This is a genomic window from Kitasatospora sp. NPDC048722 (assembly GCF_040650235.1).
Classification (GTDB): Bacteria; Actinomycetota; Actinomycetes; order Streptomycetales; family Streptomycetaceae; genus Kitasatospora.
Map to the genome: position 1 here is coordinate 96893 of NZ_JBEZGX010000003.1, position 21519 is coordinate 118411.

20 protein-coding genes and 1 pseudogene are annotated in these 21519 nt (G+C 73.3%); 8 read left to right on the top strand and 13 right to left on the bottom strand.

Going from position 1 to position 21519, the window contains the following annotated elements; genetic code table 11:
• The first annotated feature begins 140 nt into the window (after positions 1-140).
• Positions 141-998: a DMT family transporter gene (locus AB0C76_RS03830; RefSeq protein WP_359959186.1), complete on the top strand. Its 858-nt coding sequence runs from the start codon at positions 141-143 to the stop codon at positions 996-998.
• Positions 999-1004: 6 nt separating this feature from the next.
• Here the strand turns inward: AB0C76_RS03830 and AB0C76_RS03835 are convergent, their stop codons facing one another.
• From AB0C76_RS03835 to AB0C76_RS03850, 4 genes are all read right to left on the bottom strand, one after another.
• Positions 1005-1589: a hypothetical protein gene (locus AB0C76_RS03835; protein ID WP_359959190.1), complete on the bottom strand. Its 585-nt coding sequence runs from the start codon at positions 1587-1589 to the stop codon at positions 1005-1007.
• A gap of 48 nt (positions 1590-1637) precedes the next feature.
• Entirely contained in the window at positions 1638-2357 is a 720-nt protein-coding gene (locus AB0C76_RS03840) for a hypothetical protein (RefSeq protein WP_359959193.1), read from the bottom strand.
• Positions 2358-2512: 155 nt separating this feature from the next.
• Positions 2513-2839 carry a hypothetical protein gene (locus AB0C76_RS03845; protein ID WP_359959196.1) on the bottom strand — a complete coding sequence of 109 codons (327 nt, stop codon included), beginning with the start codon at positions 2837-2839 and terminating at the stop codon, positions 2513-2515.
• Positions 2836-3153 (bottom strand): SAV_915 family protein, encoded by a 318-nt coding sequence (locus tag AB0C76_RS03850; RefSeq protein WP_359959199.1) that lies wholly within the window; start codon positions 3151-3153, stop codon positions 2836-2838. Before AB0C76_RS03850 ends, AB0C76_RS03845 begins: the two co-directional genes overlap by 4 nt.
• Positions 3154-3390: 237 nt before the next feature.
• Between AB0C76_RS03850 and AB0C76_RS03855 the strand changes: the two genes are divergently transcribed.
• From AB0C76_RS03855 to AB0C76_RS03865, 3 genes are all read left to right on the top strand, one after another.
• On the top strand, positions 3391-3810 hold the full coding sequence (locus AB0C76_RS03855) for a helix-turn-helix domain-containing protein (protein WP_359959646.1): 420 nt from the start codon (positions 3391-3393) through the stop codon (positions 3808-3810).
• A 1-nt stretch (position 3811) separates the two neighbouring features.
• A complete protein-coding gene (locus AB0C76_RS03860; protein ID WP_359959202.1) occupies positions 3812-4159 on the top strand; it encodes a DUF4180 domain-containing protein in 348 nt (115 codons plus the stop codon).
• Between the two features lie 163 nt (positions 4160-4322).
• A complete protein-coding gene (locus AB0C76_RS03865) occupies positions 4323-6542 on the top strand; it encodes an NADP-dependent isocitrate dehydrogenase (RefSeq protein ID WP_359959205.1) in 2220 nt (739 codons plus the stop codon).
• A gap of 66 nt (positions 6543-6608) precedes the next feature.
• Here the strand turns inward: AB0C76_RS03865 and AB0C76_RS03870 are convergent, their stop codons facing one another.
• Positions 6609-7247: a YdcF family protein gene (locus AB0C76_RS03870; protein ID WP_359959208.1), complete on the bottom strand. Its 639-nt coding sequence runs from the start codon at positions 7245-7247 to the stop codon at positions 6609-6611.
• Positions 7248-7333: 86 nt separating this feature from the next.
• The gene (locus tag AB0C76_RS03875) at positions 7334-8302 is read right to left on the bottom strand and encodes a cytochrome c oxidase assembly protein (protein WP_359959211.1); all 969 of its coding nucleotides are present in this window, start codon (positions 8300-8302) and stop codon (positions 7334-7336) included.
• Positions 8303-8486: 184 nt separating this feature from the next.
• Here AB0C76_RS03875 and AB0C76_RS03880 point away from each other — a divergent pair, with 184 nt between their 5' ends.
• Both AB0C76_RS03880 and AB0C76_RS03885 read left to right on the top strand, forming a co-directional pair.
• Positions 8487-9425, top strand: coding sequence for an NAD(P)-dependent oxidoreductase (locus AB0C76_RS03880; RefSeq protein ID WP_359959214.1), 939 nt, complete (start codon positions 8487-8489; stop codon positions 9423-9425).
• 392 nt (positions 9426-9817) lie between these two features.
• Positions 9818-12229, top strand: a complete 2412-nt coding sequence (locus AB0C76_RS03885) for a ricin-type beta-trefoil lectin domain protein (protein WP_359959217.1) — start codon at positions 9818-9820, stop codon at positions 12227-12229.
• A gap of 62 nt (positions 12230-12291) precedes the next feature.
• On the opposite strand, the gene AB0C76_RS03890 is transcribed toward AB0C76_RS03885, so the two are convergent.
• From AB0C76_RS03890 to AB0C76_RS03910, 5 genes and pseudogenes are all read right to left on the bottom strand, one after another.
• Positions 12292-13287: a 2-hydroxyacid dehydrogenase gene (locus AB0C76_RS03890; RefSeq protein ID WP_359959220.1), complete on the bottom strand. Its 996-nt coding sequence runs from the start codon at positions 13285-13287 to the stop codon at positions 12292-12294.
• Positions 13288-13439: 152 nt separating this feature from the next.
• Positions 13440-14465, bottom strand: coding sequence for a 6-phosphofructokinase (locus tag AB0C76_RS03895; protein ID WP_359959223.1), 1026 nt, complete (start codon positions 14463-14465; stop codon positions 13440-13442).
• A gap of 418 nt (positions 14466-14883) precedes the next feature.
• On the bottom strand, positions 14884-15612 hold the full coding sequence (locus AB0C76_RS03900) for a glutamine amidotransferase (protein WP_359959226.1): 729 nt from the start codon (positions 15610-15612) through the stop codon (positions 14884-14886).
• 46 nt (positions 15613-15658) lie between these two features.
• Positions 15659-16921 carry a MurT ligase domain-containing protein gene (locus AB0C76_RS03905; RefSeq protein ID WP_359959229.1) on the bottom strand — a complete coding sequence of 421 codons (1263 nt, stop codon included), beginning with the start codon at positions 16919-16921 and terminating at the stop codon, positions 15659-15661.
• 265 nt (positions 16922-17186) lie between these two features.
• Positions 17187-17687 (bottom strand): annotated as a pseudogene (locus AB0C76_RS03910) (GNAT family N-acetyltransferase); the annotation flags it as partial.
• A gap of 906 nt (positions 17688-18593) precedes the next feature.
• Here AB0C76_RS03910 and AB0C76_RS03915 point away from each other — a divergent pair.
• On the top strand, positions 18594-18998 hold the full coding sequence (locus AB0C76_RS03915) for a hypothetical protein (protein WP_359959232.1): 405 nt from the start codon (positions 18594-18596) through the stop codon (positions 18996-18998).
• A 107-nt stretch (positions 18999-19105) separates the two neighbouring features.
• On the top strand, positions 19106-19312 hold the full coding sequence (locus tag AB0C76_RS03920) for a hypothetical protein (protein WP_359959235.1): 207 nt from the start codon (positions 19106-19108) through the stop codon (positions 19310-19312).
• Positions 19313-19346: 34 nt separating this feature from the next.
• Here AB0C76_RS03920 and AB0C76_RS03925 read toward each other — a convergent pair whose 3' ends face one another.
• Complete coding sequence (locus AB0C76_RS03925) at positions 19347-19868, bottom strand: hypothetical protein (protein WP_359959238.1); 522 nt, start codon at positions 19866-19868, stop codon at positions 19347-19349.
• 76 nt (positions 19869-19944) lie between these two features.
• Positions 19945-21375 carry a pyridoxal-dependent decarboxylase gene (locus AB0C76_RS03930; protein ID WP_359959241.1) on the bottom strand — a complete coding sequence of 477 codons (1431 nt, stop codon included), beginning with the start codon at positions 21373-21375 and terminating at the stop codon, positions 19945-19947.
• Positions 21376-21519: the final 144 nt, after the last annotated feature.

Genomic DNA, 21519 nt, shown 5'->3' on the forward strand with positions numbered 1-21519 from the left:
CCTCCCGCCGCCCGTCCGCTAGCGGGCGGCCCTCTCCACTGAATCACCGCCCGGCGGCCTTCTGCTCGCAGCCGGGCGGGTCGGTGCCGCCCGCGTCATCCGCGGAATTCGACCGGCACCTCATCGTGGAGAAACGACGCATGACTTCGCATGCCGCCGTGCCGTTCCGGCACGGACTGCTGTCCATCTCGGCCGCCGCCGTCGCCTGGGGCGTGGGCGGGGCCGTGGCCGCGCTGCTGCTGCGCACCAGCGGCCTGGGCCCGGTGGCCGTCTCGTTCTGGCGCTTCGCCGTCGCGGCGCTCTGCCTGGTGGTACTGCCACGCGGTGAACGCCGGCGGACGCCCCGCCGGGCCGCCGTGCTGACCGGGATCGGGCTGGCGGTGAGCCAGTGCGCCTACTTCGGGTCGGTCCGCTTCGCGGGCCTCGGTCTCGGCACGCTGATCACCATCGGCGCCGGCCCGGTGCTGACGAGCCTCGGCGCGCACGTCCTGCTGGGCGAGCGCCTGACCCGGCGGGCCGCCGTCGCCGTCGTGCCGGCGCTCGGCGGGCTGGCCCTGCTGGTGGCCGCGCCGGCGGCGGGGCCGCGACCGGCGCTGGGCGTCGGCCTGGCGGTGGTGGCGGGCGCGGGGCAGAGCGGGCTCACCCTGTGGGCGCGCGGCGGCGGCTCGGCGCGGGCCGGCGCGGGAGCGTTCGCGACCGGGCTGCTCTGCCTGCTGCCGCTCGCCGTGGTCGAGGGCATCCTGCCGACGGCGGGGGACCGGGCGCTGACCGGGGGAGCACTGTTGTTCCTCGGGACGGTGCCCACGTTGTTCGCCTACCGCTGGTACTTCACCGGCCTGACCGTCGTCCCGGGCGCCACGGCCGCCGTGCTGGTGCTGCTCGAACCGGCGACGGCGGCGGTGATCGGCGTGGCCTTCCTCGGCGAGCCGCTCACCGCGGGCCTGCTGGCCGGTTCGGCCCTGCTCCTCGTCGCGATCGCGGCGCTCGCCCGGGAGTGACGTGATCTACGAGGCCGCGACGGGGTACTCCCACTCCGTCGCGGCCGTTCCGTCGACGGTCAGCAGGTATTCGGCGATCTCCAGGGGGACGGCCACCAGGGGGATGCCGGAGTCCAGGGGGATGCGGACCCGGTGGGCGGCGCCGAGGGCGGTCACCTCGACCACGGCGGTCGTCGCGCCGGTGAGGGACACGGCGTCCAGGCGGGGTGCGAGGTCGGGGCGGCCGACGTCGGCGGGATAGCCGGTGAGGGTGAAGAGGAGGTCGCCGAGGTCGTCCAGGAGGTCGGCCCAGACCAGGAGCGTCGGGGCCGGCGCGGTGACCGGGAGCCGGGCGAGGGGACCAGGGTCCGGTGCGGCCCAGCCGCCCTCGGCGGCCAGTGCGGCGTACAGGTCGTCGCGGCCGGCGGTCACCGGCAGGCGCACGGGGGCGCCGGGGCCGGCCGTCGTGACCAGGGCGCAGGACACCGCGCCGTCGTCGGCCGGGAAGGCGATCCGGGTCAGCCTCCGGTGCCCGTCGGTGTTGGCGCGCTGGAGCGCGGCGGCCTCGCGCAGGAAGCCGCCGCGCCGCAGCTGTGGTCGGTCCGTCGTCATGGGAGCGGTGGGAGCGATCTGAGCCTCGGGAGTAGCGGGAGCGGATCGTCAGGCGCCGTTGACGGCGTTCTTCACCCACTCCGGGCAGCGGTCGGCGTAGCCGATGCAGTACGCGGTGATGACGCCCTTGACGTTGCCGTAGTTCACCGTCACCTGCACGTGGGTGAAGTCGACGACCTTGCAGGTGCGCCACCAGGCCCAGCCGGAGCAGCGGACGTGGTTGACCAGGGTGAGGTAGTTCCACGTGGTCGCGGACTGTTGCCGCGGCCAGCCGGGTTCGGGGTAGCGGGTGGTGGCGCGAACCGCGCTGACGTTGAGGTTGTGCTTCTGCTGGATCTTGGTGTAACCCCAGGTGGCGGTGCCCCGGCGGAGGTCGACCGTGCGGTGGTCCTTGGAGGTCCAGCTGGCCACCAGGTCGTAGGCCGGGTCGCCGGCGAGCCGCGGGGAGAGGGCGGCGGCGCCCGGCGCGTCGTCCGAGGCGGAGTCGTCGGAGGCGGAGTCGTCCGAGTCGTCCGGCGCGGTGCCCCGGGCGTACGCCCGGAGGAGGCCGGCGTCGACGCCGTGGTCGCGGGTCAGCTCGTCGACGGTCAGCTGCTGGCCCTCCGTCAGGGCGTCGTCGCCGAAGACCGCGACGGACACGCCGGCGTCGTCGGCCCGGTCCGGTACCGGTGCGGACGGGGAGGCGGCGAGGGCGGAGGGAGCGGCCAGGATCAGGGCGGCCAGGACGGCTGCCGTACCGAGGGCGGGGCGGAGCGCGGAGCGGGACAAGTCCTCACCACTTCCTTGGAAGAGGGGTCTTGGGAGACGGTCCTTGGCTGTGTCCGTGGCGGACGGACGCACACTATGCGCGGTGGACGGCCGCCCGCTACTGGAATATCTCCCAACTTCCCTTCAGGTGAATGGAATTGACGCCTCCAGTGAGCTCAGGTCACCGAGCGCAGGGTCGGCGGCCCCGGGGTGAGGGCGCGCAGGACCAGGTCGATGCGGACGCGGGCCGCGCCGGCCCGCTGGAGGGCGGCGGCGACCGCCCGCAGTTCCTCCGGTCCGGTACAGGAGAGGCGGAGTTCGAGGTCGGCGTCGCCGGCCAGGGCGAGACCGCTCTGGACGGCCGGGTGTTCGGCCGCGAGGCGGTCGAAGTCGAGGGGGACGGGCCCGAAGCTCACCCGGGCGAGCGCGTGCAGGGCCCGGGCCGGTTCGGGCCGTCCTGCGGCGGGCTCCTCGTCGCCCGGGACCAGTTGGAGGGCGGTCACCGGTGCTGGAGCTGTGCGGTCGGGGCCGGGGCGGGTTGCGTGGCGGGGGCGGCGACGGGCGGGGCCACGAGCCGCGGGTCGAGGACGAGGGCGTCGACGCCGAGCGGGGCGGTGAGCTCGCGCAGGGCGGCCTCGCCGAGCTCGGTGTGGGCCTGGTCCGGTCCGAGGAGGGCGGTGAGCGCCTCGGGGGTGGAGAAGCCGACGGCGCAGCGGCGGCCGTCGCGCAGGCGGAAGAGGCGGAGGGCGTTCGTGCTTCCGGTGCCGTGACCGAGGTGGTGGACGGTGACCGGAACGTGCCAGACGACGCGGGCCATGCGGGTGCTCCCCAATGGAGTGGTGGTGCCTGCCGGAACTGCTCCCTTCGAAGCTAGGCCGGGATCGGCCGCGCGTCGCCGGTCCTGACGCAGCGTTGACCGAATGAGGTGGCGTGTTGACGCACTCCTGACGGCCGACTCACCCAACTGGACTACACCACTCCGCACCCTTCCCAAAACATCCGTATCGAATGATAGTTTGCGTGATGATAGGGAAGTCGGGAGGGATGGTTGCAGGTGGCGCAGTACTACTCGGTGGAACAGGTGGCCGAATTGCTGGGCCTCCACGTGCGTACGGTCCGCGGCTACATCCGTGACGGCCGCCTCGCGGCGACCAGGATCGGCAAGCAGTACCGGATCGCCCGCGCCGACCTGGAGGCCCTCACCGGCTCCCCGGTCGTCGCGGAGAGCACCGGGGGGCGCGGCGCCGAGGTGTCGTCCGTCGTCCGGATCGAGGACATCGACCGTGCGCGGGCGGACCGGCTGACCACCACCGTGCTCGCGGCCATCGCCGGTCCGCGCGAGGGCGGCCGGCCGCTGCACGTGGAGACCGTCCTCGACGAGGAGGCGCAGACCCTGCGGCTGGTCATCCTCGGCGATCCGGCCGACACCGCCGCGCTGCTCACCATCGTCCACACGTTGACCAGGGAGTTGTGACATGTCCGACCCGACGTTCCTCCGGCTGGCCGCCGACGGAGCCCCGCTCCGCAGCGAGCAGGACGCGATGGACGCGATCGCCGACGCCTGGGGCCAGGAGGCGACCTGGGTGGTCGTGCCCGCGGCCCGGCTGCACCCGGACTTCTTCGCGCTGAGCACCCGCGTCGCCGGCGGCATCGTCCAGAAGTTCGTCAACTATCGGATGGGTCTCGTCGTCCTCGGTGACATCGCCCACCACGTGGCCGCGAGCAACGCGCTGCGCGACTTCGTCCGGGAGAGCAACCGCGGCACCCAGCTCTGGTTCCTGGCCGACGAGGCCGAGCTGGCGGCCAGGTTCGCCGCGGGATAGCCCCCTCCGGTTGCCGTGCGGGCGCCCCGGGACGACGGTGGAACCGACCGCCGGCGCGCCCCCGGAGCCCCGGCGCGCGCTCCGGGGCGGGGGGAGGTGGAGCGAGGGGGCCGGGACGAGATATCTTGACGTCAAGACGTTGGAGACGTGAAGCGGAGTTTCGATGACTGACTCGACCATCATCTATACGCACACCGACGAGGCTCCGGCCCTGGCGACCTACTCGTTCCTGCCGGTCGTCCAGGCCTACGCCTCGACGGCGGGCGTGCGCGTGGAGACCCGCGACATCTCCCTGGCCGGGCGGATCATCGCGAGCTTCCCGGAGCGTCTGGCCGAGGGCCAGCGGATCGGTGACGCCCTCGCCGAGCTGGGCGAGCTGGCCAAGACCCCGGACGCCAACATCATCAAGCTGCCGAACATCTCGGCCTCCGTGCCGCAGCTGAAGGCCGCCATCGCCGAGCTGCAGGCCCAGGGCTACGCCCTGCCGGACTACCCGGACGACCCGCAGACCGACGAGGACAAGGACGTCCGCGCCCGCTACGACAAGGTCAAGGGCAGCGCCGTCAACCCGGTCCTGCGCGAGGGCAACTCCGACCGCCGCGCCCCGCTGTCGGTCAAGAACTACGCCAAGACCCACCCGCACCGCATGGGCGCCTGGTCGGCCGACTCCAAGACCAACGTCGCCACCATGGGCGAGAACGACTTCCGTTCCACCGAGAAGTCGGCCGTGATCACCGCCGACGGCGCCCTGCGCATCGAGCTGGTCGGCCAGGACGGCACCACCACCGTCCTGCGCGAGAAGGTCCCGGTGCTGGCCGGCGAGGTCGTCGACGCCTCGGTGATGCGCGCCGCCGCCCTGAACGAGTTCCTGGCCGCCCAGGTGGCCCGCGCCAAGGCCGAGGGCGTGCTGTTCTCGGTACACCTCAAGGCCACCATGATGAAGGTCTCCGACCCGATCGTGTTCGGTCACGTCGTGCGCGCCTTCTTCCCGAAGACCTTCGCCCAGTACGGCGAGGCGCTGACCGCCGCGGGCCTGAACCCGAACAACGGCCTCGGCGGCATCCTGGCCGGCCTCGACGCGCTGCCGAACGGCGCCGAGATCAAGGCCTCGTTCGACGCCGAGCTGGCCGAGGGCCCGGCCCTGGCCATGGTCGACTCGGACAAGGGCATCACCAACCTGCACGTCCCGAGCGACGTCATCGTCGACGCCTCGATGCCGGCCATGATCCGCACCTCCGGCCACATGTGGGGCCCGGACGGCCAGGAGGCCGACACCCTGGCCGTGCTGCCGGACAGCAGCTACGCCGGCGTGTACCAGGCCGTCATCGACGACTGCCGCGCCCACGGCGCCCTGGACCCGGCCACCATCGGCTCGGTCCCGAACGTCGGCCTGATGGCCCAGAAGGCCGAGGAGTACGGCAGCCACGACAAGACCTTCGAGATCGCCGGGGCCGGCACCGTCCGCCTGGTCGACGCCGAGGGCAACGTCGTGCTGGAGCAGGCCGTGCAGCCGGGCGACATCTTCCGCGCCTGCCAGACCAAGGACCTGCCGATCCAGGACTGGGTCAAGCTGGCCGTCACCCGCGCCCGTGCCACCGGCGACCCGGCGGTGTTCTGGCTGGACGAGAACCGCGCCCACGACGCCGTGCTGATCGAGAAGGTCAACAAGTACCTGCCCGACCACGACACCACCGGCCTGCAGATCGAGATCAAGTCCCCGGTCGAGGCCACCAAGTTCTCGCTGGAGCGCATCCGCCGCGGCGAGAACACCATCTCGGTCACCGGCAACGTGCTGCGCGACTACCTGACCGACCTGTTCCCGATCCTGGAGCTGGGCACCAGCGCCAAGATGCTGTCGGTCGTCCCGCTGATGGCGGGCGGCGGCCTGTTCGAGACCGGCGCCGGCGGCTCGGCCCCGAAGCACGTCCAGCAGCTGGTCAAGGAGAACTACCTGCGCTGGGACAGCCTGGGCGAGTTCTTCGCGCTGGCCGCGAGCTTCGAGCACCTGGCCGTCAGCACCGGCAACGCCCGCGCCAAGGTCCTGGCCGACACCCTGGACCGCGCCACCGGCACCTTCCTCAACGAGGACAAGTCGCCGAGCCGCCGCCTCGGTGGCATCGACAACCGCGGCAGCCACTTCTACCTGGCCACGTACTGGGCCCAGGAGCTGGCCAAGCAGACCGAGGACGCCGAGCTGGCCCAGGCGTTCGAGGGCCTCGCGAAGGCGCTCACCGAGCAGGAGCAGGCCATCGTCGAGGAGCTCGTCGCCGTGCAGGGCTCGCCCGTCGACCTCGGCGGCTACTACCAGCCCGACCCGGCCAAGGCCGCGGCCGTGATGCGCCCGTCGAAGACCTTCAACGACGCGCTGGCCAACCTCGGCTGACCGAGGCCGAGCTGAACCACCGGGCGGCCCCCGGCTCCCACGCGGACCCGGGGGCCGCCCCTCGTCTCACCACCAGAGGGCGATCACGACCAGGAGCGCGACGGCGGCGGCGTTGAGCCGCGGGTACGCCAGGGCCGTCGCGACGGCCTCCCGCAGCAGCAGGTACGGCCCGTGGGCGAGCAGCCCGTCCGCCGCCGCGACCCGGCCGGGCGCACCGGCCCTGCGGGCGGCGGCGGCCGAGCGCAGGACGTGGAAACCGCTGGTGACGACGGTGCACCGGTACCCGGGCCGCTCGGCGGCCATCAGCGCCGCGCTGAAGCGCAGGTTCTCGACGGTGTCGGTGGCCCGCTCCTCGCGGCGGATCCGCCCGGCCGGGACGCCCCGGGCGAGCAGGTAGCGGGCCATCGCGGCGGCCTCGGTGCACTCCTCGTGCGGGGCCGACTTGTGGGGGCCTCCGGTCACCAGCAGCAGGGGCGCGCGCCCGGCGGCCTCCGCGGCGGCGAATCGTTCCAGCGCGGCGTCCAGCCGGGCCGCGAGCAGCGGCGTGACGTCGCAGCCGTGCAGTCCGGCGCCGAGGACGACGACGTAGTCGGCGTCGTCCGGAACGGGCCGGCGGCGGTAGTGCAGCGCCCGGCCGAGGAAGCCGAGCAGCCACAGCAGGGCGTACCCGCCGAGCAGGACGGCGACGATCAGGAGGACGTGCACACCTCCTCGAACGCGTACGACGGAACCCCCGTTCCGGACGGCGGTCCGGGACGGGGGTTCCGTGACGTTCGCAACGGCGGCCGGCCTCAGCCGGCGTCGGCCGCCGGGCGCTTCCCGCGCTGGTTGAGCGAGGCCAGGTAGGCGTTGTACGCCTCCAGCTCGGCGTCGCCGCTGCGCTCCTCGGCGCGGTCGGCGCGGCGGGCCTTGCGCTGCTCGGAGCCCATCCACTGGTAGACCAGCGCGATCAGCACGATCGCGGTCGGGATCTCGCCGAACGCCCAGGTGATGCCGCCGGCGAGCTTCTGGTCCGCCAGCAGGTCGGTGCCGGGCGGGGCGCCCGCCGTGGTGAAGGTGGTGACCAGCTGGTGGTTGGCCATCATCACCGCGACGCCGAAGAAGGCGTGGAACGGCATGCCCATGAACAGCTCGATGATCCGCATCACGTGGCCGGGGCGGTTCGGGCCCGGGTCCACGCCCATGATCGGCCAGAAGAACGCCAGGCCGGTGGCCAGGAAGTGCACCATCATGAAGATGTGCCCGGCGCGGTACTGCATCAGGAAGTCGAACAGCGGGGTGAAGTAGACCCCGTACAGGCTCGCGATGAACAGCGGGATGGTGAACGCCGGGTGCGAGATCACCTTGACGTACCGGCTGTGCAGCAGCGCCACCAGCAGCTCGCGCGGGCCGCGCGGGCGCCCCTTGCCGGCCGGACGCAGAGCGCGCAGCGCGAGCGTGATCGGGGCGCCGAGGAGCAGCAGGATGGGCGACAGCATGGACAGCACCATGTGCTGGATCATGTGTGCGCTGAACAGTGCCATCCCGTAGTCGTTGAGCCCGCTGCAGGTGACGAGGATCACCGAGCCGACGCCCAGGACCCAGCCGGCGGTGCGCCCGACCGGCCACTTGTCGCCGCGGCGGTACAGCCGGACGACGCCGAGCGCGTACAGGCCGAGGGCGACCAGGCTGCCGGCCAGGAAGACCCAGTCGGGGGACCAGGTCCACGCGTTCGAGAAGGTGAACGGGCCTAGCCGGGTCATCCCCCCGTGGTGGTGCATGCCTGACATTCCGTCGCCCATCGGCGGGTCCCGCTTTCCGTCCTGGTGGCCCCTGGAGGGGTCCGGTTCGCCCGTTTTGCTTGGCATACAGCCTAGGCGGGCCTTACCCCGCGCCGTGCCCCGCCCCCTCCGCGGGGGTGGGCGCGTCTCACTACAATGAGCGACCTGACGGAGGGGGTGGGCGGTGACCTCGACCACGGGGCCCCGGATCGCGATGACGGGGGCGACGGGCTTCATCGGCTCGTCGGTGCTCCAGGCGTTGGACGGATCCGACGTCCGCGCCCTGGCCCGGAAGGTCCCCGCCGTGAGCGGCCCGTCCTGGGTGGAGGGCGACCTCGCCGACGGGAAGGCCCTCGCCGAGCTGTGCGACGGCGCCGACGTCCTGCTCCACCTCGCGTCCAGGATCTCCGGCACCGCCGAGGAGTGCGAGGAGGTCAACGTCCGCGGGACCGGGGCCGTCATGGCCGCCGCCCGCCGGGCCGGGGTCTCCCGGATCGTCCACCTGTCCACCGCGGCCGTGTACGGGCAGGGCCCGCACGCGGGCGTCGGCGTGGACGAGGTGCCCGCCGTGCCCGCCTCGGAGGCCAGCCGCACCCGGCTGCTCGGGGAACGGGCCGCGCTGGCCGCCGGGGCCGTCGTGCTGCGGCCCGGCGTGGTGACCGGCCCGGGGGACCGCTGGGTGGTGCCCGCCGTGGCCGAGCTGGTCCGCCGGGTGCCGGTGCGCTGGGCGGGCGGCGGGGCCCGGCTCTCGCTCGTCGACCGTGCCGACCTGGCCCGCCTGATCGTCGCCGTCGCGACCGCCGAGCCCGCCGTGCCCTCGGGCGTCCACCACGCGAGCCACCCGGAGCCCGTCCGCGCCGGGCAGCTCCTCGACGCGCTGGACGCCCTCGGGCTGGTCCCCGCGCCGACCGGCCCGGCCGTCCCGTGGGAGGAGTGCCGCCGCCTGCTGGCCTCCGCGCCGGGCCGCGTCTCGGAGCGGCAGTTCGCGATGATCGCCCTCGACCACTGGTACCGCAGCGACGACATCTGGTCCCTGGCCGCCTGCCCGCCCGGCCCGGGGCCGCTCGCCCGGCTCGCCGCCGCCGCCGACTGGTACCGCGCGGCGCTCGCGGCGATGGGCTGAACCGCACCGGCCGGAAGGCCGGTCGGACCGGCGGCAGTGGCCGGCCGACACCTTGACCGGCCCGCCGCCCGGGTCGGTCGCGCTCTCGACGGTGCGGATGTCGGCGTTCGGCGTGCGCTCTCGACGGTGCCGTTGTCGGCGGCCGGGCGCCCCTCCTCCGGACGAGCTGTCCGGGGGAGAGCCCCGTCCACGCGGTCTGAGGATTCGGTGAGGGCCGTGACGCCGGGGCACGGCAACACAATCACTCAGAAGTCACCGCGATCGGACGTGACGTACGAGGGTTTGGTGGAACTCCGACGTTTGATGTGGTGTCAGATTGTTGATTTCTGTTGGAAGTTGGGTCTACGCTCCTGCCCGGCCATCCCCTCGCCAATCCGTCCCCGGAGACGCCCATGGGTCGCAGACACCTGCCCTCGAAACTCCGCACCGCCCTCGGCGCCCTGGCCCTGTTGCTGGGCGCGCTCGGCAGTCTGACCACACCCTCCCCCGCCCACGCCGCCACGCCCGTCCAGACCGCCGTCACCGTCGACGGCACCCGGCCCGGCCTCGCCTTCGACGGGATCGGGGCCATCTCCGGCGGTGGCGGCAACTCGCGCCTGCTGGCCGACTATCCGGAGCCGCAGCGCAGCCAGGTGCTCGACTACCTGTTCAAGCCCGGCTACGGCGCCTCGCTCCAGGTGCTGAAGCTGGAGATCGGCGGCGACACCAACTCCACCGACGGCGCCGAGCCCAGCATCGAGCACACCAGGGGCACCGTCGACTGCGACCAGGGCTACGAGTGGTGGCTCGCCGAGCAGGCCCGGGCCCGCAACCCCGGCATCACGTTCTACGGCCTGTCCTGGGGTGCCCCCGGCTGGATCGGCGACACCGGCAGCGGCGGAAGGTTCTGGTCCCAGGACACCGTCGACTACCTGATGTCCTGGATGGGCTGCGCAGCCCGGCACCACCTGGCCGTCTCCTACCTCGGCGGCTGGAACGAGCGCGGCTTCGACGCCGCCTGGTACGAGAGCCTCAAGAGCGCGCTGGTTTCCCACGGTTACGGCGCCACCAAGGTCGTCGCCGCCGACGACTCCTGGGCGGTGGCCGACGCCATGGCCACCGACCAGGCGTTCAGGAACGCCGTCGACATCGTCGGCGTGCACTACCCCTGCGGCTACCTCGGCTCCTACACCAACTGCCCCAGCACCGCGAACGCCCAGGGGCTCGGCAAGCCGCTGTGGGCGAGCGAGAACGGCTCCGAGGACGCGAACGACGGCGCCCCCGCGGTCGCGCGCGCGATCAACCGCGGCTACCTCGACGGCCGGATGACCTCGTTCATCAACTGGCCGGTCATCGCCGCGCTCTACCCGAACCTGTTCTTCTCCACCGACGGCATGTCGATCGCCGACCAGCCCTGGTCCGGCAGCTACACGATCGGCAGGACCACGTGGGTCACCGCGCACACCGCCCAGTTCGTCCAGCCCGGCTGGCGCTACATCGACTCGGCGGGCGGGTACCTCGGCGGCGCGCGCGCCAACGGCAGCTACGTGACGCTGAAGTCGCCGAACAACACCGACTACAGCACCGTCATCGAGACCGCCGACGCCACCGCCGCCCAGACCGCGAGCTTCACCGTCACCGGCGGCCTGTCCACCGGCACCGTGCACGTGTGGTCCACCGATCTCGGCTCGACCGACCCGGCGGACTGGTTCGTCCACACCCAGGACGTCGCGCCGCAGGGCGGCTCGTTCGCGCTGACCCTCCGGCCCGGCCACGTCTACACCGTCACCACCACGACCGGCCAGGGCAAGGGCGCCGCCACCCCGCCGGCTCCCGCCGCGCTCCGGCTGCCGTACGCGGACGACTTCGAGACGCCCGCCACGACCACCTCGCCCAGGTACTTCACGGACATGAACGGCGCCTTCCAGACCGCCCCGTGCGGCGGCGGCCGCACCGGCACCTGCCTGCGCCAGATGGCCCCGGCGACGCCGATCCGCTGGACCGACGAGCCGTACGACGCCCCGTACACGATGATGGGCGACGGCAGCTGGGCCAACTACACGGTCACCGCCGACACCCTCTTCGAGCAGTCGAGCACCGTCGAACTCCTGGGCAGGGTCAACCAGCAGGGCCGCAACAACAACGGCCTGAACGCCTACCACCTGCGCGTGAGCGACACCGGCGCCTGGTCCATCGACAAGAGCGACACCAGCTGGAACTTCACCACCCTCGCGAGCGGCACCACCACCGCTCCGGGCACCGGCAGTTGGCACACCGTCGCGCTCTCCATGCAGGACACCACCCTCACCGCAGCCGTCGACGGCGTCACGGTGGGCAGCGCGACCGACGGCAGCTTCACCAACGGCCAGGCAGGCCTCGGCGTGACCGGCTACCGGACCGACCAGTTCGACAACTTCGCCCTCACCCCGGGCACCCCGACGACCCACACCGGCCCGATCACCTCCGCGCTGCCCGGCAAGTGCGTCGACGACGACGGCGACTCCAGCGCCAACGGCACCGCCGTCCGGCTCTGGGACTGCAACGGCGGCGGCTCGCAGGTGTGGACCTGGTCCAACGGCGCCCTCACCCACGGCGGCAAGTGCCTCGACGTGACCGGCGCCGCCACCCTCAACGGCACCCCGGTCGAGCTCTGGGACTGCAACGCCGGTGCCAACCAGCAGTGGACGCCCCAGCCGGACGGCACCGTCAAGAGCACCCAGTCCGGCCGCTGCCTCGACGACCCGGGCTTCGCCACCGCCAACGGCACCCGGTTGGAGATCTGGGACTGCAACGCGGGCACCAACCAGCGATGGAAGCTGCCGTAGCCAGGCAGACCGCCCGGCCCCGCCCCGCTGCCGGCAGCAGGGCGGGAGCCCGGCCCCCGGGGTCAGGCGCGGGGAACCAGCGTGTTCTCGTTGGTGCGGCCCGCCGCGAAGTCGTCGACGTTCCGCGCCGTCGCTTCGATGATCTGGCCGACCGCCGTGCGCGTGAAGTACGCCTGGTGCGAGGTCACCACGACCTGGGGGAAGGTCACCAGCCGGGCCAGGACGTCGTCCGCGATGCCCTCGACGGAGCGGTCCGTGAAGAAGACGCCGGTCTCCTCCTCGTACACGTCCAGGCCCACGCCCGACAGCCGGCCCGCCCGCAGCGTCTCGACGAGGGCCGCGCTGTCCACCAGCCCGCCGCGGCTGGAGTTCACCAGGATCGCGTCGTCCTTCATCCGCGCCAGCGCCGCCGCGTCGATCAGGTGGTGGGTCGCCGGGACGAGCGGCACGTGCAGGCTCACCAGGTCGGCGCGGGCCAGGAGGTCGGGCAACTCCGTGTAGGACATGCCGAGTCCCACGCAGGCCGGGTTCGGCGCGAGGTCCCAGCCGAGCAGCTCGGTGCCGAACCCGGCGGCGATCCGGGCGAAGCACTCGCCGATCTTGCCGGTGCCGAGCACCCCGACCGTCATCCCGTGCACGTCCCGCCCGAGCAGCCCGTCCAGGCGGAAGTCGAACTCGCGGCTGCGCCCGGCGGCCCGCACGATCCGCCGGTTCACCGCCATCGCCAGCGTCCACGCGTGCTCGGCGACGGCGTACGGGCTGTAGTACGAGACCCGGGCGACGGTCAGGCCGAGGTCGGCGGCGGCGTCGAGGTCGATGTTGTTGAAGCCGGTGGAGCGCTGGGTGATCAGCTCGGTGCCGCCCGACGCCAGGACGGCCAGGGTCCCGGCGTCCAGGACGGCGTTGACACTGCTGCTGACGGCAGGGTAGCCGGCGGCGAGGGGGGCGGTGTCCCGGTTGAGGAACATGCCCAGGCAACGCAGTTCGTGCCGCCCGGCGAAGGCCTCCTCCAGCAGCGGCCGTTCGTCGGCCTGCACCCCGTACGCGAGGATCTCCATCGGCGCTCCTTCCTCCGGCCGTCCCACGCTAACCCGGGCCACCGCCGGGACGCCCGCCGGAACGCCGTCCGGAGGGCCCGCCGGAGCGCCCTCCGGACGCACGGAGCCCCCGGGTCGCGAACGACCCGGGGGCTGCGCAGTGGAGGACGAGGTCAGAGGACCGTCTCCGCCTCCAGGTAGCGCTCCTGCGGGACGGTCTTCAGCTCGGCGACCGCCTCGGCGAGCGGCACCAGGTTGATGTTGGTGCCCTGCAGCGCCGTGATGTGCCCGAACGCGCCCTTGTGGACGGCCTCGACGGCGTGCCAGCCGAAGCGGGTGGCGAGCACCCGGTCGTAGGCGGTCGGGGTGCCGCCGCGCTGGGTGTGGCCGAGGATCACCGGACGGGCCTCCTTGCCGAGCCGGTGCTCCAGCTCGCGGGAGAGCTGGGTCGCGATGCCGGTGAACCGCTCGTGGCCGTAGATGTCCTTCACGCCCTCCTCCCAGTGCATGGTGCCGGGCTCGGGCTTGGCGCCCTCTGCGCAGACCACGATGGCGAACTTCTTCTGCCGGTCGAAGCGCTCGCGGACGACGGCGGTCAGCTGCTCGATGTGGAACGGCCGCTCGGGGACGACGATCGCGTGCGCGCCCGCGGCCATGCCCGCGTTGAGGGCGATCCAGCCGGTGTGCCGGCCCATGACCTCGACGACCATGACCCGCTGGTGGGACTCGGCGGTGGTCTTCAGCCGGTCCAGGGCCTCGGTGGCGACCGAGACGGCGGTGTCGAAGCCGAAGGTCACGTCGGTGGCGGCGATGTCGTTGTCGATCGTCTTCGGCACGCCGACGATCGGCAGGCCCGCGTCGCTCATCAGCTTGGCGGCCTTGAGGGTGCCCTCGCCGCCGATCGGGATGACGGCGTCCAGGCCGAGGTCCGCGCAGTACTTCTTGGCGCGCTCGACCCCGTCGCGCAGGTGGCTGGGCTGCACCCGCGAGGAACCGAGGATCGTGCCGCCCTGGGCGAGGATGCCGCTCACCGAGTCCAGGGTGAGGGGGCGGTGGTGGCCCTCCAGGAAGCCGCGCCACCCGTCCTCGAACCCGATGATCTCGTCGCCGTGGTCGACCACCCCCCGGTGGACCACGGAGCGGATCACCGCGTTCAGGCCGGGGCAGTCACCGCCGCTGGTCAGCACTCCGATACGCATTAGCTTTGCAACTCCCGAGCAGAACCGAGGAACGGCCGGACTACAGGCTGGGACGACGAGCCGCCACCGTAGCGGTGCGATCCCGCGCCGGGGTGGCGGGGAGCTGACCGTGGGGTGAAGGATCGGCCGAATCGGGCAGAACGCCCGAAAAAGGCCGTGGTGTCGAGCATACGACCCCTGGTCCGGCCGGGCAGGAGCCGACGCGGGAGCGGCGCCGTCGGCGCCCCCGCGTGGAAGTGCAGCCTGCTGCCGAGGAGGGTGTGCAGCCGGCATCCCCCATTGTCGTACGTTCCGGGCCGCCCGTGGACCGGGTGACCGCATGGCGGGCACCCGGGCCGGGCGTACGGACGTACCGGGTTTGTCCTCGGACTCCCGGGGCCGCCCTTCCGGGCGGACGGCGGGAGTCCGAGGACGAGCCTTACTGGGGGCGCGTCGTGGCGGCGATGCGCTCGGCGCGCAGCGCGTCGTACCAGGTGGTGTCGGCCGGCGGCAGGGCGTTGACGTCCAGCGCCAGCTTGATCAGCATGTCCGCGACCGCGGGGTTGCGGGCCAGCACCGGGCCGTGCAGGTAGGTGCCGAAGACGGTGTCGCGCCAGGCGCCCTCGGTGCCGTCACCGGTGCCGTTGCCCCGGCCGACGGTGACGTTGGCGAAGGGCTGGACGCCCTGGCCGAGGTGGGTGACGCCCTGGTGGTTCTCGAAGCCGGTCAGCTGCGGCAGGCCGAGCCGCGGGTCGACGTCGGCGAGCACGTCACCGACGCACCGGGCGCCTTCGCCGCGGGTGGTCCAGACGTCGAGCAGGCCGAGGCCCGGCTCGCGCTCGCCGAGGTCGTTGACGAACTCGTGGCCCATGATCTGGAAGCCGGCGCAGACGCCGAAGATGATCGCGCCGTTCTCGGCGGCCCGCACCAGGCCGCTGTCGGCGCGCAGCCGCTCGGCGGCCAGGCGCTGCGGCCGGTCCTCGCCGCCGCCGATCAGGTAGATGTCCCCGCTGGTGGGGACCGCCTGGTCGGAGCGGACGTCGATCCGGGTCACGTTGAGATGGCGCTGGCGGGCCCGGCGCTCCACGACCAGGGCGTTGCCGCGGTCGCCGTAGGTGCTGAGCAGGTCCGGGTAGACCCAGACCACGCGCAGGCTGCTCTCACTCATCCTCGAAGGCCTTCCGTCACGAAAAGAGGGGCGTGGGGGCGCGGCATCAGCCGGCCACGACCTTCCGCAGCTGCTGGAAGGCGGTGTAGTTGGCGATGGCCTCGATCCGGCCGGGCGGGGCCATCCGGACGGCCTGCTCCAGCGTGTCCACCACGTGGAACTGCAGTCCGGCGACCTCCAGGCGGACGGCCAGGTCCAGCTTGCGCTGGCCCATCACGAAGACCGGGTGCCCGGCGAGGCGCTCGTAGTCGACGTCCCACAGCCAGGAGGTGTCGGTGCCGTCGGCGTCGAGGGCGTTGACGGAGAGGATGACCGGGGCGGGCGGCCCGTCGATCAGCGAGAAGGTCTCCAGCCAGCCGGCCGGGTTCTTCGCGAGCAGCAGGCGGATGTCGCGGCCCTGGTACTGGACGACGTCGTAGCGGCCGGCGACGGCCGTCACCGAGCGCATCCGCTCCAGCGCGACCTGCGGCGAGACGCCGAACACGGCGGCGACGGCGGCCGAGCTGGTGGCGTTGGCCAGGTTGGCCCGGCCGGGCAGCTGGAGCTGGATCGGCCAGGCGCCGCGCTGCGGGTCGATGACGTGGGTGCCCTGGAGCGCCCAGTGCGGGTTGGGGCGCCGGAAGCCGCACTCCTGGCAGAACCAGTCGTCGCCGGGGCGCTGCATGACGCCGCCGCACGCGGGGCAGGACCAGGCGTCCTCCTTCCAGGCCTGTCCGGCGGCCACCCAGACCACCTTCTTGCAGGAGGAGGCGGCCCAGGTCACCAGCGGGTCGTCGGCGTTGGCGATGACCACGGCCTCGGTGTCCTGGAGGCCCTCGCGCCACTTCTCGGCCATCATCCGCGTCTCGGCGGCGCGGTCGAGCTGGTCGCGGGAGAGGTTGAGCAGGGCGATCGCCTTGGGGCGGGTGTCGCGGGCGACCCCGGCCAGGTACTTCTCGTCGACCTCGATCACGCCGAAGCGGGCGTCCGAGCCGCCGGCCAGGGCGGAGGTGATGCCGGCCGGCATGTTGGCGCCGAGGGCGTTGGAGACCACCGGGCCGGCGGCGCGCAGCGCCTCGGCGATCAGGCGGGTGGTCGTGGTCTTGCCGTTGGTGGCGCTGACCAGCACGACGTCGAGGTGGTCGGCGAGGGTGGCGAGGAGGTCGGGGTCGAGCCTGAGGGCGACCTTGCCGCCGATCACCGAGCCGCTGCCGCGACCGGCCTTGCGCGACACGGCGGCCGCGACCTTGCCGGCGGTGACCGCGATCTTGGCGCGGGCCGGCAGGGAGGCGTCGCGCGCGCCTGTGGGCTCCGATTCGGTGCCTGCCATGCTCAGTGGTTCCTCCTTGCTGCGGCACCGCCCGGGGGCCGGTTAACGGGCCGTCGGGCGGCGGGGACGGGGCCAGCCTACCGACTCCGTCACCCGGCCCCACGATCCGGACCCCGCGCCGCCTGCTGCGACGCGCCCCCGGGGGCGCGTCCCGGGACGCCTGACGCATCGTCAGGAAAGGCGGTGTACGGACGGGGCTCCCGCGGGAAGGAGGACGTCGCCGAAGGGCCGGGCGGTTCCCGGTGAGAATGTGGTGAAGAAATGATCAGCAGGCCGGACGGTGCGGCGCCGGCTCCGCGCCCGCCAGGGTGGCGGTGATCACGAGGGTGCCGTCCTCGGCGCGGAAGTCCAGCGGCACGGCCAGCCGGCGCATCGCCGTGATCAGGCCCGCGTTCGAGGCGTGCGTCACCGCGTACACGGTGCCGATCCCGGCGGCCCGGGCCATCGCGGCCAGCCGGCGCAGCAGGCCCAGTCCGAGCCCGCGCCGTTGCCAGGCGTCCTCCACCAGGACGGCCAGTTCGGCCTCCCCGTCGTCCCACATCAGGTGCCCGAGGGCGACGATCCGCCCGTCCCCGGCCGTCACGGCGAGGCTGCGCCCGTGGCGCCCGTCCAGCAGGTGGTCCAGGTGGCGGTCGGAGTCGCGGACCGGCCCGTGGTAGCGAAGCCTCAGCGAGGCGGGGGAGCAGCGCTGGTGCATCGCCCGGGCCTCCGCCTTGTCGGCCGGACCGGCCGCTCGGACGATCAGGGCCGTCCCGTCCGCCAGGGACAGCCGAGCGGGGAGCGGCTCCTCCGCGACGAGGGCGTGCATCCGGCCCGTCGCCGGGTGCGTCCGGGCGACCCGGGGCGGGGCGTCGAGGAGCGCCACCCGGCCACCGGGCCCCTCGGGCACCGCGCACCTCCGGTCGGACCTGCCGAAAGACCGGGTCCAGAGCCGTTCGAAGCGCGTGTGCGATGCCGTCATGGAGGCGACGCTACCGACACCGCGCTTCGGCGCGGTTACGCGATCGTGAACGCACGAGTGTCCGGGACGGACCCGGGACGTGCCCGTGACCGGGCCGGGACGGATCCGGCAGAGGTCCAGACCGGTGCCTCATGTGACCGGGACAACGGGCGGCCGACGGTGGTGGACATGCCCGGCGCTCCTGACGAACGCAGGACGCCGGGGCGTGACAGTCCACGAACGAAGGCTCTCCCATGCGAACCACCCCGTCCGTCCCCGCCACCGCGACCACCGCCCTGCCGCGCGCCCGGCGCGCGCCCGCCGCCACCGCGCTCACCGGCCTGCTCGACCGCGTCGACAACCAGGTCAAGCTGCGCGGCTACCCGGTCGAGCTGGACGAGATCGCCCGCGCGATCGAGGAGCACACCTGGGTCCGCCGCTCGGCCGCGATCGTCACCGCCGACGAGCGCACCGGCCATCAGAACCTGGTCGCCTGCGTCGAGCTGAACCCGCGTGAGGCCGCCCTGATGGACCAGGGCAACCACGGCCGCCACCACCAGTCCAAGGCCGGGCGCCTCCAGGTCAAGGCCCAGCTATCCGATCCGGGCCTGCGCGACCCCGGGCAGCTGGCCGGCCGCCCGCAGGTCGACCTGCCCGGCCGCCTCGACGGGCTCGGGGCCGGCCTGTACTACGTGGTGGGGCCGCGAGGCCTCCTACGCCAACCCGGCGTACGTGACCGTGCTGTTCGGGGTGTTCACCGGCCGGATCAGCGGTCCCGAGCTGGAGCGCTGCCTGATCGAGACCGCCGACGAGGACACCTTCGTCACCTCGATCCGCCGACTGCTCCCCACCCTGGAGGAGGAGGTGGTCCGCCGGATCGTCCGGATCGTCGGCGAGACCTACGAGTTCGAGTACAGCTTCCGCGAGCTCGCCGAGCGCCGGCTGGACGTCCCGGTGACGATCTTCAAGGCCGCCGGCCACGACTACTCCTTCATCGAGGGCAGCTCCGGCTACTCCGCCGTCCCGCCCACCGTGGTCGACCTGACCGCAGACCACTACGGTGTCCTCAAGGAGCACGGTGCGGTCGAACTGGCCGCCGCGATCCGGGCGCTGGAGCGGACGGCCGGTGAGCACTGATGCGGACACGCCCACGGACGGCCCAGAATCCGTGAGCCACGAAGCCCCTTCGGATAGGGATGGCTCGGCTCTCCGCCGATCCCACCTCGACCCGAAGGGGCTTCCCCATGTCATTGAAGAGGACCGTGTTCGCCACGGCCTGCTGCGCCCTGCTCCTCGCCCTCGCCCAGCCCGCCGCCGCGGACAGCGGCAACCACGGCCCCAAGACCCCGCAGGAGGCCGCCGCCTGCAAGTCCGTGACCGGCTCCCTCCTCGGCGGCTTCGGCTCGATGCTCGGCAACGCCGTCTGCGTCGTCCAGCCCGACAACGGCTGAGCCCCCGCCCCCGTACGCCCTCTCCGGCCGTCGCTCACAGGACGCGGGTCGGTGCGTCCAGGAGGTCGTGGCCGCCGGTCGTGACGAGGGTGGCCAGGTCGGTGCTGGTGAGGGCGTGCGGGGCGCGGAGGACGAACTCGTCGACGGCGCCTTCGGGGAGGGGGTGGGACTGCATCGAGACGATGGCGACCTGCCGTTCGGCGAAGGCGGTGCACACGGGGGCGAGGCCGGCGGGGGAGTTCCGGACGGTGGCGCGGACCCGCCAGAGGGCGGTTGGGGATGCCACGGGGGCCGGGGGCGGCGGGCCGTGCAGGTGGTGGCGGTGGGACCACCACGTGTGGAACAGCGTCGTGGCCAGCAGCGCCGCCGCAGAGGCGGCGAGCAGCACAGGACCGTCGTGGCCCTTCACGACGACCTTGGCGACGAGATCGGCCGCCGTGACGGAGACGAAGACGGCGGCGAGTTCGACGGTGTCGCGGCGCCAGCGGTGGGGGCGGGAGGGGGTGGGCGTTGCGGAGGTGTGGACGGCTGTCGAGGTGTGCTCCGTGTGCTCCATGGCACCACTGTCCCCAGGTGGTGTTTCCCGTCCACGAACCTCCCGTGACCTGCGGGTTAAGGTCTCGCCCCGCGCGTTACTTCCGGAGGTCCGCCGCAGCCGCCCGCACCTCGGAGAGGAGGAGTTCCAGGTCCGCCTCCGTCGTGTCGGCGTTCAGGAGGCAGGCGCGCAGCATCTCCGTCCCGTCCAGCCGGGCGCCGGTGACGAAGACCCTGCCGCGGCGCTGCACGGCGACGGGCAGCTCGCGGTTGAGCGCGTCGAGGGCGGCCCCGTCCAGCCCGGAGGAGCGGTGGCGGAAGGCGACGATCGAGGTCTGCACCTCGGCCAGCAGCTCGAACTCACCGTCCGCCTCGACCAGTTCGCCGAGCCGGCGGGCGAGCGCGGTGCAGCGCGCGATGTCGCGGGAGAGGCCCGCGCGGCCCTTGTGGGCGATGGTCGCCCACACCTTGAGCGCGCGGAACGGGCGGGTCTGCTCGGTGCCGTACTCGGAGAACCAGCCGAGCTCGCCGGCGGCCTCGTCGCGCAGGTAGGACGGGACGAGGCTGAAGGTGCCACGCAGCTCGTCGGTGTCGCGGACCAGCGCGCAGCCGCAGTCGACCGGCACGCCGAGCCACTTGTGCGGGTCGAGGGCGAGCGAGTCGGCGCGCTCCAGTCCGGCGTAGCGGTGGGCGATCGCGGGGTCGAGGACGCCGAAGGCGCCGTACGCGCCGTCGACGTGCAGCCACAGCTCCTGCTCGGCGCACAGGTCGGCGATCGGGTCGAAGGCGTCGACGGCTCCGGTGCCGACGGTGCCGGCCGAGGCGACGACGAGGAAGGGCAGCAGTCCGGCGGCGCGGTCGCGCTCGACCGCGGCGCGCAGGTCGGCGGTGTCGAGGCGGCCGTCCGGGCCGGTGGCGACGGTGCGCAGGTGCCTGGTGCCGAGGCCGAGGAGCTCGGCGGCCTTGCGGACGCAGGAGTGCGTCTCGCCGGTGACGTAGCCGACCAGCGGGGGCATTCCGGCGAGGCCGTCCTCGCGGACGTCCCACCCGGCCCGCCGGGCGGCGCGGTTCCGGGCGGCGGCGAGGCAGACGATCGTGGCCATCGAGGTGCCGGAGGTGAGCAGGCCGCCGCCGGCCGGGTGCGGGAAGCCGACGAGTTCGGCGATCCAGCGGACGACGGCGCGCTCCAGGTGGACGTCGGCGTGGTCGCCGCCGGCGGAGCTGGGGTTCATGGCGGAGGCGGCGAGGGTGGCGAGGACGCCGGCGGGGGCGGGGGCGGAGTTGACCCAGCCGAAGAAGCGCGGGCTGCCGTTGCCCATGGGGTGGGGCAGGACGTCCCGGCCGATGGCCTCGACGAGCTCGGCGAGCGGGCGGCCGCCGGCGGGCAGCGGGGCGTCGAGGAGGGCGCTGCGGGTCGCGTCGTCCATGGGCTGCCAGACCGGACGGCCGGGCAGCTCGGCGAGGTAGTCGGAGACGAGGTCGGCGGTGGCGTGGGCGGCCGTGCGGAAATCGGTACTGCGGAAATCCATCGGGCGTGCTCCGGCGGTGTGGGGGCGGGCGCGGCGTCCTCGGCGCACCGGGTGATCAGCCGATGGTACGGAATGGGCCCGCGCCGTTGCGGCGCGGGCCCGTCGGACGGGACGACCGGTCCGGCGAAGAGGCCCGGTCCGGCG

What these genes read in the sequence shown, in the direction of transcription:
- AB0C76_RS03830 (WP_359959186.1), top strand. Translation starts at nt 141, where the DNA reads ATGACTTCGCATGCCGCCGTGCCGTTCCGGCACGGACTGCTGTCCATC.
- AB0C76_RS03835 (WP_359959190.1), bottom strand. Translation starts at nt 1,589, where the DNA reads ATGACGACGGACCGACCACAGCTGCGGCGCGGCGGCTTCCTGCGCGAG.
- AB0C76_RS03850 (WP_359959199.1), bottom strand. Translation starts at nt 3,153, where the DNA reads ATGGCCCGCGTCGTCTGGCACGTTCCGGTCACCGTCCACCACCTCGGT.
- AB0C76_RS03860 (WP_359959202.1), top strand. Translation starts at nt 3,812, where the DNA reads ATGTCCGACCCGACGTTCCTCCGGCTGGCCGCCGACGGAGCCCCGCTC.
- AB0C76_RS03865 (WP_359959205.1), top strand. Translation starts at nt 4,323, where the DNA reads ATGACTGACTCGACCATCATCTATACGCACACCGACGAGGCTCCGGCC.
- AB0C76_RS03875 (WP_359959211.1), bottom strand. Translation starts at nt 8,302, where the DNA reads ATGCACCACCACGGGGGGATGACCCGGCTAGGCCCGTTCACCTTCTCG.
- AB0C76_RS03885 (WP_359959217.1), top strand. Translation starts at nt 9,818, where the DNA reads ATGGGTCGCAGACACCTGCCCTCGAAACTCCGCACCGCCCTCGGCGCC.
- AB0C76_RS03890 (WP_359959220.1), bottom strand. Translation starts at nt 13,287, where the DNA reads ATGGAGATCCTCGCGTACGGGGTGCAGGCCGACGAACGGCCGCTGCTG.
- AB0C76_RS03895 (WP_359959223.1), bottom strand. Translation starts at nt 14,465, where the DNA reads ATGCGTATCGGAGTGCTGACCAGCGGCGGTGACTGCCCCGGCCTGAAC.
- AB0C76_RS03900 (WP_359959226.1), bottom strand. Translation starts at nt 15,612, where the DNA reads ATGAGTGAGAGCAGCCTGCGCGTGGTCTGGGTCTACCCGGACCTGCTC.
- AB0C76_RS03905 (WP_359959229.1), bottom strand. Translation starts at nt 16,921, where the DNA reads ATGGCAGGCACCGAATCGGAGCCCACAGGCGCGCGCGACGCCTCCCTG.
- AB0C76_RS03920 (WP_359959235.1), top strand. Translation starts at nt 19,106, where the DNA reads ATGTCATTGAAGAGGACCGTGTTCGCCACGGCCTGCTGCGCCCTGCTC.
- AB0C76_RS03925 (WP_359959238.1), bottom strand. Translation starts at nt 19,868, where the DNA reads ATGGAGCACACGGAGCACACCTCGACAGCCGTCCACACCTCCGCAACG.
- AB0C76_RS03930 (WP_359959241.1), bottom strand. Translation starts at nt 21,375, where the DNA reads ATGGATTTCCGCAGTACCGATTTCCGCACGGCCGCCCACGCCACCGCC.